The 12,729-nt window shown below is 63.5% G+C and carries 13 protein-coding genes and 1 pseudogene; 4 read left to right on the top strand and 10 right to left on the bottom strand.

What is annotated here, in order from left to right; genetic code table 11:
* Positions 1-6 precede the first annotated feature (6 nt).
* The 6 genes from ASE26_RS21155 to ASE26_RS21130 are packed head-to-tail and all read right to left on the bottom strand — an operon-like array spanning position 7 to position 2,743.
* A complete protein-coding gene (locus ASE26_RS21155) occupies positions 7-417 on the bottom strand; it encodes a hypothetical protein (RefSeq protein ID WP_057246890.1) in 411 nt (136 codons plus the stop codon).
* Positions 410-877: a GNAT family N-acetyltransferase gene (locus ASE26_RS21150; RefSeq protein ID WP_057246889.1), complete on the bottom strand. Its 468-nt coding sequence runs from the start codon at positions 875-877 to the stop codon at positions 410-412. Before ASE26_RS21150 ends, ASE26_RS21155 begins: the two co-directional genes overlap by 8 nt.
* Complete coding sequence (locus ASE26_RS21145) at positions 877-1,404, bottom strand: phage tail protein (protein ID WP_057246888.1); 528 nt, start codon at positions 1,402-1,404, stop codon at positions 877-879. Before ASE26_RS21145 ends, ASE26_RS21150 begins: the two co-directional genes overlap by 1 nt.
* Before the next feature lie 10 nt (positions 1,405-1,414).
* The gene (locus ASE26_RS21140) at positions 1,415-1,942 is read right to left on the bottom strand and encodes a phage tail protein (protein ID WP_055925909.1); all 528 of its coding nucleotides are present in this window, start codon (positions 1,940-1,942) and stop codon (positions 1,415-1,417) included.
* 13 nt (positions 1,943-1,955) lie between these two features.
* Complete coding sequence (locus ASE26_RS21135) at positions 1,956-2,462, bottom strand: phage tail protein (protein ID WP_055925905.1); 507 nt, start codon at positions 2,460-2,462, stop codon at positions 1,956-1,958.
* Between the two features lie 14 nt (positions 2,463-2,476).
* Positions 2,477-2,743: a hypothetical protein gene (locus ASE26_RS21130; RefSeq protein ID WP_057246887.1), complete on the bottom strand. Its 267-nt coding sequence runs from the start codon at positions 2,741-2,743 to the stop codon at positions 2,477-2,479.
* A 192-nt stretch (positions 2,744-2,935) separates the two neighbouring features.
* Between ASE26_RS21130 and ASE26_RS32140 the strand changes: the two are divergent.
* The 3 genes and pseudogenes from ASE26_RS32140 to ASE26_RS21120 all read left to right on the top strand — a co-directional run.
* Positions 2,936-3,160: pseudogene (locus tag ASE26_RS32140) on the top strand (hypothetical protein); the annotation flags it as partial.
* 32 nt (positions 3,161-3,192) lie between these two features.
* Positions 3,193-3,684, top strand: a complete 492-nt coding sequence (locus ASE26_RS30180) for an ABC transporter substrate-binding protein (protein WP_229208193.1) — start codon at positions 3,193-3,195, stop codon at positions 3,682-3,684.
* Positions 3,681-5,297, top strand: coding sequence for a sensor histidine kinase (locus tag ASE26_RS21120; RefSeq protein ID WP_055925896.1), 1,617 nt, complete (start codon positions 3,681-3,683; stop codon positions 5,295-5,297). The genes ASE26_RS30180 and ASE26_RS21120 overlap by 4 nt, the downstream gene beginning before the upstream one ends.
* Here the strand turns inward: ASE26_RS21120 and ASE26_RS21115 are convergent.
* The gene (locus ASE26_RS21115; RefSeq protein ID WP_057246885.1) at positions 5,281-7,587 is read right to left on the bottom strand and encodes an FdhF/YdeP family oxidoreductase; all 2,307 of its coding nucleotides are present in this window, start codon (positions 7,585-7,587) and stop codon (positions 5,281-5,283) included. The two genes, ASE26_RS21120 and ASE26_RS21115, sit on opposite strands and share 17 nt — an antisense overlap.
* Before the next feature lie 277 nt (positions 7,588-7,864).
* Between ASE26_RS21115 and ASE26_RS21110 the strand changes: the two genes are divergently transcribed.
* Positions 7,865-9,544, top strand: a complete 1,680-nt coding sequence (locus ASE26_RS21110; protein ID WP_229207055.1) for a sensor domain-containing diguanylate cyclase — start codon at positions 7,865-7,867, stop codon at positions 9,542-9,544.
* Here ASE26_RS21110 and ASE26_RS21105 read toward each other — a convergent pair whose 3' ends face one another.
* Genes ASE26_RS21105 through ASE26_RS21095 form a run of 3 tightly spaced genes read right to left on the bottom strand, consistent with a single transcriptional unit; the run spans position 9,545 to position 12,673 of the window.
* Entirely contained in the window at positions 9,545-9,919 is a 375-nt protein-coding gene (locus tag ASE26_RS21105; protein ID WP_055925889.1) for a four-helix bundle copper-binding protein, read from the bottom strand.
* Positions 9,916-11,904 carry a methyl-accepting chemotaxis protein gene (locus tag ASE26_RS21100; protein WP_082591438.1) on the bottom strand — a complete coding sequence of 663 codons (1,989 nt, stop codon included), beginning with the start codon at positions 11,902-11,904 and terminating at the stop codon, positions 9,916-9,918. Before ASE26_RS21100 ends, ASE26_RS21105 begins: the two co-directional genes overlap by 4 nt.
* Before the next feature lie 10 nt (positions 11,905-11,914).
* Positions 11,915-12,673 carry a TorF family putative porin gene (locus tag ASE26_RS21095; RefSeq protein WP_055925886.1) on the bottom strand — a complete coding sequence of 253 codons (759 nt, stop codon included), beginning with the start codon at positions 12,671-12,673 and terminating at the stop codon, positions 11,915-11,917.
* Positions 12,674-12,729 lie beyond the last annotated feature (56 nt).

The raw sequence follows: 12,729 nt of genomic DNA, 5'->3' as shown, positions 1-12,729 counted from the left end.
GTTTCCTTAGGCGTGCAGGTTGAAGTCGGCGCGCAGCGTCATGCGGGCGCCCTGGCGCGCGGCTGGCTGCAGGAACACCAACTGGCGGCCCGTCGCCTCATTTTCGATTTCGTAGCTGCCGGCCTTGATGGCTGGCAGGGCGGCGGCGGAAAACACCACCGAAAATTGCCTGGCTTCTGCGCCTTCCGGCGCGATCCTGGACGTTTCAACCGCTTCCACGGTGATTTGCAGCGCGCGGTGTTCCGGGTGGTTCAGCCAGAACTGCCGGCCCACCAGGGCCTCCGCCGCAGCGCGGCTCCAGGCAAAACCGCTTTCCGCGGCGCGTACGGCAGGCGCCCCCAGGCCCAGGCCGGCCACCAGCAGCGAACCGCCACCCGCCTTCAGCAGGGTGCGTCGCGAAGTCACTCGATCAGTCATTGTCGTTCTCCCATTCCATGGTCCGGTGCATGCCGGACATCCCGGTTTCTTTGAAGCCGAGGCGCCTATACAGCGCCTCGGCCGGATTATTCAGTGCTACATGTAAGCGCAGCGGCAGGCCGCCAGCGGCGGCTTGCCGCTGCAGGCCGCGCAGCAGCGCGCTGCCGATGCCCTGCCCGCAGCAAGCAGGCAGCAGCGCAATATCGACCAGCAGCAAAGCTTCGCTGGATTGCGCCAGCACCAGCCGCCCAGCCGGCGCGCCTTCGACTTCAATGATGTCGAAGCGAGCGCCGGGATACGCCTGCCGGTAAGACTGCTGCTGCGCCGCGAACTGCATGTCGAGCAACTGCCGCAACATCGGCTGCGCCAGGCCTGGCAGTTCGCGTGCGCGCACTTCGCCGAACAGGCGGCGCAGGAATTCACGGTCGTTGCCGGTCTCGCTGCGCAATGCCGCGTTCATCAGGGGCGCTGCGGAAACACGCCCTGCAGCGAGATGCAGAACATCAGTCCCAGGTAGGGCTGCCGATTGTTGTGCGGCTGGCTGCTGCCGGCCGTGCTCAGCAGGTCGGAACGCATCGGCTGCACGCCACTGGTAGTCTTGCTGTACACCTGGTTCGTCACCGCCGATCTGGCAAAGCCGCTCGAAGGCCCGGGGCTCAGCTGGTCGGCCGGTACGGTGGTCGCCTGCAGGGCATGGCTATGGGCCGGCACTTCAGTTTCCAGCAAAGTGACGTTGCTGCTGCCACCGCTTTCGCCAAGGTTGCGCAGCGACAGGCCTGGCCCCTCGCCTGGCTGCAGCGGTGTGCGGCCGTTCAAATCGGGCAAGGCGAAGGTGCTCTTGCCGTCGCCGCCGTAGGTCGTGCCCAACAGGGAGAACAGTGCCGTGTTCTGCGAGATGGACAGGATCTGGCCGTCGCACCTGGCCCAGCCCGTCGGTACGACAAAGCTCGGGAACATGCGGATTTCCGCTACAAATATTGAACTCATCGGAATCTCCTCAGGTCTGGCTCGGGACAATCCCGAACATCGAGATAATGAAATTAACGCCGAGGAATGGCGCCATATTGTCGTGCGGCTGCGAACTGCCCGTAGTGGCGATGGCATTGGCGGCCATGGCCTGCACGCCGTTGTCGGAGCGTCCGTAAATGGCCGAACCGGGATTTACCGTCGCGGCCGGGAAGCCGGTGAAATTGGTGAAGGCGCCGCTGCCGCGCGCCGTACTGGCGCCGATGGTGTGCGCATGGCTCGGGATCTGCTGCACCGTCAGCGTCACTGCTTCGGCACCTCCCGCCTCCCCAAGCTTCAGGGTGCGGCCAGCCTGGGTGCCTTGGTGCACCGGCACCCGGCCGCGCATGTCAGGCAGGGCAAAGGTGCTCTGGCCGTCGCCGCCATAGGTGGTGCCGATCAGCTGGAACAGCGTCTCGTATTCGGAAATCGGCATCAGCTGGCCGTCGCAGAAGGACCAGCCGACCGGCGCGAAAGTGCCGGCAAAAAGGCGAATTTCGCCGACATAAGGTGTAGACATGGTCTGCCTCCGCTTAATTGGATGAGGGGAAAATGCCCTGCAGCGCGATGATGAAATTCAGCGCCAGATAGGGTTGCGTATTCTGGTGCTGCTGCGATCCGCCGCTGCCCGCTACTGTCGCCGGCACCAGGCTGACATCGGAGCTGCCGTTGAAGATATCGGCGCTCAGGCGGCCTTTGCGCGCCAGCAGCGCGCCATTCGGGTCGCTGCTGCTGGCCATGGCCGTGCTGCCGTTCAAGCGGTGGTTGTGGGTTGGCAGCTCGGCCAGGGTCAAGGTGTGTTCAAACTCGCCGCCGGCCTGGCCGCGGACGATGCCGTCCCCCTCATGCACCGGCATGCGGCCGCGCAGGTCCGGCAGTGCAAAGGTGGTCCTGCCGTCGCCGCCGTAGGTGGTACCCAGCAGGGAGAACAAAGCCTGGTTTTGATTAATCTGCAACAACTGTCCATCGCATAATGCCCAGCCTTTGGGCGCAAACGTGAAGGCGGCGAGCTTGATTTCGCTCAGGTATGGATCTGCCATCAAAACTCCTGGGGTTAATTGTTAAATACGGCGTGATATTGCACACCGGAACTATTGCGGCTCGCCGGCACCATGAATATGGCCAGGGCATCGTCGCCCGCGCGCTCCAGCACCACGGTCTGTTGCGTCAGTTGGGGCTCGGCCGGGCCTTGGAAAGTCAGCGAAAAAGCCTGCGGATTGGCCGTTGGCGCGACTTCGGACAGCGTCAGGGAGAGGGAGAAACCAGCAATGGAGAACTCGGCCCCGAGGCGGGCCTGGAAGTAGTTTACAACTGTCGACACGGCAATCCTGCTTACTTTCTAATATTGAAAAAACTTCACATTGTACGATGAAATTTCCTTAACCTGTATTACAGTTTTGCAATAAATCCTTATGGTTCCGGTACAACAAGCGTTTCAAATAGTTAAACGCAAGTGATGGCAAAGTTTATACTTGCCGGGATGCAGCCCGTCTCCCCTACGGCGTGAATCGTCATGAACCGTGCCTTCCTGGTCACCTGTTGCAGCGTCATACTTGCAATTTATGCACGGCAGGCGTGCGCCGCTTCTGCGGTTGTCATCGGCGCGGAAGACGATTGGGCGCCCTACTCCTCGGCCCTGCAGCAGCATCCGCAAGGATTTGCCGTCGACGTGGTGCGCGAAGCCTTTGCCCTGGCCGGCGTCAAAGCTGAATTCCGGGCCTTGCCCTATTCGCGCTGCATGGCTGAAACGCGTACCGGCCAACTGACGGCATGCTTCGACGCAGTCCCGAACAGCCTGGTCAAGCCCCTGTACCTGTGGCCCCGGCTGCCCCTTTTTTCCACCCGCATGAATGTCTACGCGCGCGCCGGCTCCGCCAGCGAGGACTGCGCGCCAAAGACCTGGAAGGACACACGGTCGGCGTCCAGCGCGACTACGAATACGGCGAGGAATTCGACGTCAATACCCGCATCCGGCGCCACGTGGTGGACAAGAACGAGTATGGATTCCGCATGCTGATGGCCGGCCGCATTGAGTACATGGCGGCCGAACAACGCATTGCGCAGGCCCTGTTCCGCAGCAAGGCCGATGAATTCGCCGGCCGCTTCACCCTGGTGGGGACCGTCGCTACGCCCGACCTGTTCATCGCCTTCAGCAAGAGCGCGCCGGACAGCAGGGAAATGCTGGCACGCTTTAACGAGGGCTACGACAAGCTGCGCAATTCGCCCCGTTACAAGCAAATCGAGGAGCGCTGGTTCAAATGACCCGCTCGATCGCCGCGCGCCTGCTGCGCATTATCTTTGGCTGCTACTTCATCGTGACGGTAGTGGTGACCGTTATCCAGCTCACCGCGGAGTACAAACACACGCGCAGCCGCGTCGAGAGCGAGATCGAGGCGATGCAGCACACCTTCGGGCCCGGCATCGCCGACGCCATGTGGCGCTTCAACGACGACATCATGCGCGGCATCCTGGCCGGCATGAAGGAACTGCCGATCGTGGTCGGCATCAAGGTGGTCGACGACCAGGGCAAACTGGTACGCGCGGTCGGCACCGTGCTCGACGAAAGCGGCAAGCATATGCAGGCCCAGCCCGACGGCCGCCTGGCGTCGCCGCAGCGCGACGATGGCCTGTTCGGCCAGATCTTCAGCCGCGAATTCCCGATTTCGTACAAGCTGGAAAACGGCACGCCGCAGGAAATCGGCAAATGGACCGTCTACTCCAACCGGCGCATCATCCTGAGCCAGGTCGAATATGGTTTCTTCCTGATCCTGGTGAACTCCGTGATCAAGACCATGGCGCTGTGGTTCATCTTCGTGCTGGTAGTGCGGCACTGGCTGGGCAAGCCGCTGCAGCAACTGAGCGACTACGTGGGCCACATGAACATCGATAACCTTGGCAGCACGCCGCTGCAACTGAAACATGGCGGCAATACGGAGCTCGACCTGCTGGCCAACAAGATCAACGAAATGCGGGAGAACATCCTGGCCGGCCTGTCGGAAAGAGCCGTGCTGTACGAGGAGCTGGCCGTCCTCAACGAGTCGTTGGAACGGCGCGTGGCCGAACGCACCGAGGCCGCCCGGCATGCGCAGGATGAACTGGCGCGCAGCGAACGCCTGGCGGCGCTCGGATCGATGGTGGCCGGCATCGCCCATGAACTGAATACGCCGATAGGCAACAGCATGGTGGCCGCCAGCACCATGCACGACAAGATCCACGCGCTGGGCCAGCGTTTCGAAGGAGGCCTGCGCCGCTCAGACATGCAGCAGTTTCTCGAGGAAGCCGACGGCATCGGCGTGCTCCTGACGCGCAATATCGAACGCGCTGCCAACCTGGTATCGAGCTTCAAGCAGGTCGCGGTGGACCGCGCCAGCTCGCAGCGCCGCAAATTCGACCTGGGCGCCGTGATCCAGGAAAACATGAACACCCTGTCGCCGGTACTGCGCAAAACGCCCTACGAATTTGCGGTGGATGTGGCTTCGCTGGTGGCAATGGACAGCTACCCCGGCCCGCTGGGCCAGGTGCTGGCTGCCCTGGTCAACAATGCCATCATGCACGGCTTCCACCAGCGCGACCACGGCCGGCTGTCGATCACGGTGCCGGTTCCAAGCGGCGACCATGCCGACATCATCATCAGCGACGACGGCGCCGGCATCGCCACCAGCCACCTCAATCGCATCTTCGACCCCTTCTTTACCACCCGCATGAGCGAAGGCAGTTCAGGACTGGGGCTGAACATCGTGCACAACATCGTCACCACCATCCTGGGCGGCAAGATCCACGTCGACAGCATGCCGGGCGTGGGCACCACATTCCGCATCACCATCCCGCTGGATGCGCCGATGCACCACGAAGAACCGATTATTCCGCGGGCTTGAGCAGCACCGGCACTTCCTTGAAGGCGGGCGTGGCCGAACCGCGCGCCACCAGCGCCGGCGAGATCAGCGGCGTCAGTTCCGGAAAATAGCCGAACACATCGCCATCCGGCACGTCGTACTGCACCAACTGGTAGCCGGCGCATTTGCGCGCAATGCCGTCCGGTGCGGCCGCATGCACGTCGACCAGTTGCCCGCCGCGCAGGCCGAGGCGCGCCATGGTTCCCGCAGAAATGAACAGCACCTTGCGCGTGTGGTGCACGCCGCGATAGCGGTCCACCTCGCCCGTGGTGTCGCGGTAAACGGTGGTGTTGTACTGGCGGTGCGCACGCACGGTGGCCAGGCACAGGACATCGTCGCCGAAGGCAGCGCGGGCGCGGCCCATGATGGTGTCCTGCGGCAGCGCGATGGCGCTGAATTGCGCCTTGCCGCTGGCAGTCTTCCAGTCCCGGTTGCGCGCGCTGTTCGGCAGGTGGAAGCCGCGCGGCTGCGCGATGCGGTCGTTGTATTTCTCGAATCCCGCCACGGCAGTACTGGCGACCTGCTCGATCAGCGCGCGCGTAACGCTGTAGTCGCGTCCCATGGCTTGCCAGTCGATGCCGGGTATCGCCGCAGCACCGCCCAGCGTGTGGCGCGCCAGTTCGGTCACGATATGCGGCTCCGAGCGCAGCTTGGCGCTGGCCGGATCGCTGCGCCCCGCCGAAGCATGCACCATGCTGGCCGTATCTTCCACGCTGACGAACTGGCGGCCGCCCTCCTGCTCATCGCGCTCGGTACGGCTCAGGCAAGGCAGCAGCAGGCCGACCCGGCCTGGATGCAGGTGGGTGCGATTCAGTTTGGTTGCAATGTGCACCGTCAGCTGCAGGCCTTGCATCGCCTGCAGGACGCGCGGGGTATCCGGCCCGGCCACCGCAAAATTGCCGCCCAGCCCAAGGAAGGCATGCACCGAACCATCCATGATGCCGTTGATGGCCGCCACCGCATCGAGCCCGTTCTGCGCCGGCGGCGTGAAGCCGAACACGCGCTCCAGTCCTTCCAGCCACTCCTTCTTCGGCCGGTTGGTCACGCCCACCGTGCGGTCGCCCTGCACGTTCGAGTGGCCGCGCACCGGCATCAATCCCGCGCCCGGTTTGCCGACATTGCCGCGCAAGAGCATCAGGTTGACCAGCATCTGGATGGTCTCGATCGCGTACTCGTGCTGGGTCAGGCCCATGCACCAGGTAGCAATGGTGGCCCTGGAAGCGATATAGATCGCCGCCGCTTTTTCAATCTGCTCGCGCGACAGGCCGCTATCCTGCTCGACCTGCTGCCACGACTGCGTTTGCACGGCAGCAGCGAAATCCTCGAAGCCGGTGGTATGGCGCGCGATGAAGTCGCGGTCCAGCACCTTGCCGCCCGCCTCCTCCGCTTCCAGCACCGCCTTGCACATGCCGGTGATAGCGGCCAAGTCGCCGCCCACGCGCACCTGGAAATACTCGCTCGCGATGCGCGTACCGCGGCCGGTCAGGGTCTCGACCAGCGATTGCGGATCGGCGAAACCGCGCAAGCCCGGCTCCAGCATCGGGTTAAAGGCGGCAATGCGGCAGCCGCGCAGCGACGCCTCGCGCAGGTCGCCCAGCATGCGCGGATGGTTGGTGGCAGGGTTCTGGCCGAATACGAAGATGGCCTCCGCGTGTTCGAAATCCTCGCGCGTCACGGTCGACTTGCCCACGCCCAGCGTAGTTCCCAGCGCCATGCCGGACGACTCGTGGCAATAGTTCGACGAATCCGGCATATTGTTGGTGCCGAAGGCGCGCGCAAACAGCTGGTAGGGGAAAGCCGCCTCGTTGCTGCTGCGGCCGGAGGCATAGAACACCGCGCGGCCAGGAGCATCCAAAGCACGCAGCGCGCCGGCCGCCAGTTTGAAGGCCGCTTGCCACTCGATCTCGCGATAGGTATCGCTGGCACCGTCGTAGAGCATCGGCGCCGTCAGGCGGCCGAAGCCTTCCAGCTCCCACTCGGCGCGGGTACGCAGCGCCGCCAGCGGATTGGCCGCGAAGAACTCCGGCGTAGCGCGGCGCGCCGTCGACTCATGCGCAATCGCCCAAGCGCCCTGCTCGCAGAAATCGACAGCCTTATCCTTAGGCGAATCGGGATAAGCACAACCCGGGCAATCCACCCCGCCCGGCTGGTTCAGCTGTGGCAAAACCCTCAACGCCGGCAACGCGCTATTGCTGCGCAGTGCTTTAGCGGTGCCATTCAGCGAGCCAAGCCCGCCAGCAGGTTTGTCATAAAAGCGAATCGGATGCTGCACAGGAATCTCCGGCCATTCTGTCAAGCCGGCGATGTTAACATATGAAAGTCGGGGTCAGCTCCGGCAATCGGACATTTTGCGTAGCAAAATGTCCGATTGCCGGAGCTGACCCCGACTTTCAGGCTGCTACTGTTGAGTTGCCTCGTGACAACGGGTCAAGCGCTCAAAATAGCTGGGATAGCGCTATTTGATTTATACTTCGTTTGCGCCTTACACCCGCGCAACGTTTCCCTCCGGCCAAACCCTCGCCTGCATTCTCCCCTTTCAGGAGATGGTTGTGCGCCAAATTCCTAGACTCCAGACGTTCAAGTTCAAGATCACAGCCCTGCTGGTGCTGATGGTCATGTTCGCCGCGGCATTGATCGCGGGCGTTTCCCTGCTGGTGGCCGAGCAGGAAATGCGCAAGGTGATTGCCGCGCAAGAAATGTCCATGTTGTCCAGCGCGGCGGCTTACCTTGACCGCGACATCACTTCCAAACAGCAAGTCTTGCGCGTGCTGGCTGAAAGCATGCAGGCTGAGCCAATTGCGCCGACCAAAATCCAGGCCCAGCTCGAACTGCGCGGCGCACTGCGCGATGAATTTTTCAACCTCACTGCTTATGACGCCGACGGCAAACTGGTCGCCAATTTGCAGGACCGCCGCATGATCGGCAAGCTGAACAGCAAGAACCGCCAGTACTTCCGCGACACCATCTCCGCCCAGGAGGGCATTGTCTCGGAGCCGTTCCGCAGCGTGCTGTCCGGGCGCCCGGTGCTGGCAATTACCCAGCCGGTATTTCGCCGCGACGGCAATATCGACTATATCCTGGTTGGTACCATCGACTTGCAGCGCCCTGCCTTTGCCGGCCAGTTGAACGCCCTGCGCGGCAAGGCGGAAGGCTACCTGTTCATCCTGACCGCCGACGGCACCACCCTCTACCATCCCGACCAGAATCGCGTGCTGACCCAGGCCGCCGGCCCGGGCACCCTGGGCCAGTCCGTACTGGCCAATGGCGATGGCTGGCGCGACGATGCGGTCGACGAAGGCAAGCCTGTGCTGCTGGCGCATAAGCGCCTGCAACGAGCCGACTGGACCATCGCGGTGTCCTTCCCCATCCGCGACGCCTTCGCCTCCATGGCCAGCCTGCGCTGGCGCGCCCTGGCTGCCGCTTCGGTCGCGGCCCTGGTGGCCGGCCTGGCGATCTGGCTGTTGCTGCGCGCCTTGCTCGCGCCACTGTACCAACTGCATGGCCAGGTGCGCGCTTTCGGCCGTGGCAATATCGATATCGAGCAATTCAATTCCGAAAAGCCGGATGAATTCGGCCACCTGAGCCGCGCCTTCTACCAGGTCGCGCGCCAGCAGCAGATGGCCGAGCGCAACCTGCAGCGCCTGGCGACCACCGACCCGCTGACCGGCGCCCACAACCGCCGCATGTTCGACGAGTTCTTCCCGCAGGCCCTGAAGCGCGCCATCCGCGCCGGCCAGCAGATCGGCCTGGCCGTGCTGGACATCGATTACTTCAAAGGGATCAACGACAATTTCGGGCACCAGGCCGGCGACGCCGTGCTGGTGCAGTTTGCCGACCGCCTGCGCAATGCCGTGCGCAGCACGGATACCGTGGCGCGCATCGCCGGCGACGAATTCGTGATCGTGTTCGAACACCTGGACGCCGGCCACAACGTCAACCTGCTGGGTGAAAAGATCGTGGCGGCGATGCAGGCCCCGTTCGAAGTGAACGGGCGCCCGCTGAACGTCACGGCCAGTATCGGTATCGCCCTGACCACTGAACTGCCGGCCGATGTCGACAAGGTGATGCTGGCTGCCGACCAGGCACTTTACTGCGTCAAGGCCGCCGGCCGCAACGGCTTTGCCGTCAATACGGTCGGCGCCGAACGCATGCTGGCGGTACGCGAGTTTACGGCGCCCGTGAAAGCCGACAAGGGCGAAAGGAAGAACTGGCCTTCCAGCCGCTTCTGATCAATGGCGCGGCGGAATCGCCGCCGGCCGTACTTGCGATTGCGCCATGCCCGACATGCTGCGGCATTCGCTGGCGCAGCGGCGGCAAGCGATGGCGCAATCCTTGCAATGTTCATGCGTGTGCTGCTCGCACTCATCGGCGCAGGCATCGCAAATCTCGGCACAAGCCTCGCACAGGCTTGATGCCAGCTTGCTGCCGCGCTGCATCAGGCCGACGCAGACGCGGCACACCTGGGCGCAATCGATATCGCTGGCGATGCAATGCGCCAGGCTGGTCACATCCTGCTCCTGCAGGCAGCTGGCGGCGCAGTGGTCGCAGGCGGCAGCGCAATCATTGCAAGCGTCAATGCAGCTTTGGTACTGTTGCTGAGTCATGATGGCCTCCTGTCGGAAAGGGCCAGACTAGCACTCGCCCTGCCTGGAGCGCGCACAACTTGCTCCATGCGGAACTCGCCGACCAGCGCCACCAGCGTTGCCGCCTGTTGCTGCAGGCTTTCCGCCGCTGCGGCGGCCTGCTCGACCAGCGCGGCATTTTGCTGCGTTACCCCATCCATCTGGCTGATCGCCTGGTTGACCTGGCCGATGCCGTTGCTCTGTTCCCCGCTGGCCGCGCTGATCTCGTTGACGATATCGCTCACGCGGCGCACGCTGGCGACCACTTCGTCCATTGTGGTGCCGGCCTGCGCCACCAGCGCACTGCCCGCTTCCACTTCACCGACCGAGCTGCCGATCAGTTCCTTGATTTCTTTTGCCGCTGCCGCGCTGCGCTGCGCGAGGTTGCGCACTTCGCTTGCCACCACCGCGAAACCGCGCCCTTGCTCACCGGCGCGCGCCGCTTCCACCGCCGCATTCAGAGCCAGGATATTGGTCTGGAAAGCGATACCGTCGATCACGGAAATGATGTCCACCACCTTGCGCGAGGAGTTGTTGATCGAGGCCATGGTATCGACCACCTGCGACACCACCTGCCCGCCGCGCGCCGCCACCTCCGACGCCTGCGCCGCCAGCTGGTTGGCCTGGCGCGCATTGTCGGCATTCTGCCGCACGGTGCTGGTCAGCTGCTCCATCGTGGCGGCTGTCTCCTCCAGCGCGCTGGCCTGCTCCTCGGTACGTGAGGACAGGTCGGAATTGCCCTGCCGGATTTCCGTGCTGGCGGTTGCCACGTTCTCGGACGATTCGCGCACCCGCGCCAGCACCGAGTGGATTTTCGCCACGAAGCTATTGAAGCCGCTGCCGATCACCGCCAGTTCATCCTTGCCGTGCACTGCCAGCCGCGCACCCAGGTCGGCGTCGCCGCTGGCCAGGCCGGTCATCGCATTGGCCAGTTCACGTACCGGACGCATCAGGCGGAACAGCACCGTCACCAGGATAAAGCCCATCGCCACCGCGCACACCAGCGATACCAGCAGGGTGTATTTCATCAGCTGGCGCGCCGGCGCCGTTGCCACCGCGTGCGGGAAGCTCATTTTCACCGCCCACGGCGCGATATCGGGATGCAGCGCCAGCGGCTGCAGCAGGTGCACCATATCGGCCTTGTCCGTGTATTCGTAGGGTTTGCCAGAGCGGATGGCTTCCAGGCCCTCCTTCGGGATATCGGTGGCAGGCTTGCCGATCAAGGCTTCATTCGGACTGCTCGCATACAGCCCGCCGTTGGACACCAGCGACAGCCGGCCGCCTTCAATGGACTTCAATCCCTTGAGGATTTCGCCCAGCCGCGTCAGCATGAAGTCGGCGCTGGCGGTGCCGCGGAACTCGCCGCCGATCATGATCGGCGCCACCAGCGAGGCCATCAGCACGTCCTTGCCATTCACCGGATAGGAATAGGGTTCGGTGAAGAACACCTTGCCGGTACGCTTGGGAATGTCGTACCAGTCGTTGGCGCCGGGCTTGGGATCGAACACAATCGGTTCCACATTGGTGCCGCCGCCCTGCGCCTTGGTGTAATAAGGCATATAGCGCCCGCTGGCATCGAACTCGGGCTTCTTGTCGGCGTATTCGGCATCCTTGCTATCCAGCGCATTCGGCTCCCAGGTGACGGCGCCGCCAATCAAGTCTTCCGAACCAAGCACCACGGTCTTGGTGATTTCACCGGTCTGCTCGCGCGACAGGGGCAGGTTGGCGCCGCGTGTGGCGCGCTGGGTGGCGCCAAGCTGGATCACGGTGGCCAGGTTGCGCCCGATGCGTGATTGCAGTGCCGACGCCGCCGCTGCAGCCTGGGTCCGCGCCAGGTCCATCGCATCGCGTTCGGCAGTACGGCTGGCCTCGAAGCCGGTCACGGCGGCGGTAATGGCCAGGCTGAGCACCACCAGCGCCGTGGCCGTGAGATTGATCTTGGCATTCAGCGAGAGGTTCGACAACATGCGACGCTCCTCAGAAGGTCTTGGCGACGGTCAGGACAAAGGTGGCTTTTTCCGTGTTTGAGAAGGCCAGTTGGCCGCTGGCATCCGGTACGCCGTTGGTGTAATCGCGATACACATTGGTGGCGCCCCAGCCACGCGTAACGGCTGCAGCAACCGACCAGCCGCCCTGCAGTGCCTTGGTCACGCCGGCCTTGGCGTCGCGCCAGTCCCAGATCTCGTTGCCGGCGCCGCCCGCGCGCGCATCGCCGGCATGCAGGTTGAGCGTGTAGCCATTGCCCAGGTCCTGGTTCAGGCCGATGTCCAGGTAGCGCGTGCCGCGCCCGTGCGTGATGCCGAAGAAATGCGGGCTCACCGTGTAGTTGTATTTAAGGTAGGCCGATTTGTAGGTCAGGCCGAGCGACAACTCGGTGTAGTTGAACGTGGTATCGGTGGCGCTGACCCTGGCGCCGGGATACAGGTATTCGTAGAGGATCAGGCTGTAGCCGATATCGCCCTTGCTGGCCGAGTAGCCGGCGTACAGGTCCCATTCGACCGTGGCATCTTCAACGAACTTGTCGCTGACGTTCGAAGCCCAGGTGCCGGCAACCAGGCCGCTGGGATGGACGTAATCGACGCCTAGCTGCAGCGCCGGCTTGTCCCAGGTTTGCCGGATGCCGCGCGAGACATATTGGCTGGCCAGGGTAACGGTGGTGGTAAGGGACGGCGCTGCCGCCTCCTGCGCCATGACTGCGTGCGGCAACAAGGCCGCCAACCATAAGCTGCGTTTCATCACACCCTCGCTTTCTTATTGTTCGGGGAGATGCAAACAATACTATCAGCCTATCC

Source organism: Duganella sp. Root198D2, assembly GCF_001428585.1.
Lineage (GTDB): Bacteria > Pseudomonadota > Gammaproteobacteria > Burkholderiales > Burkholderiaceae_D > Rugamonas.
Note: the sequence above shows the minus strand (reverse complement) of the source record. Positions and strands in the feature narration are given on the sequence as shown.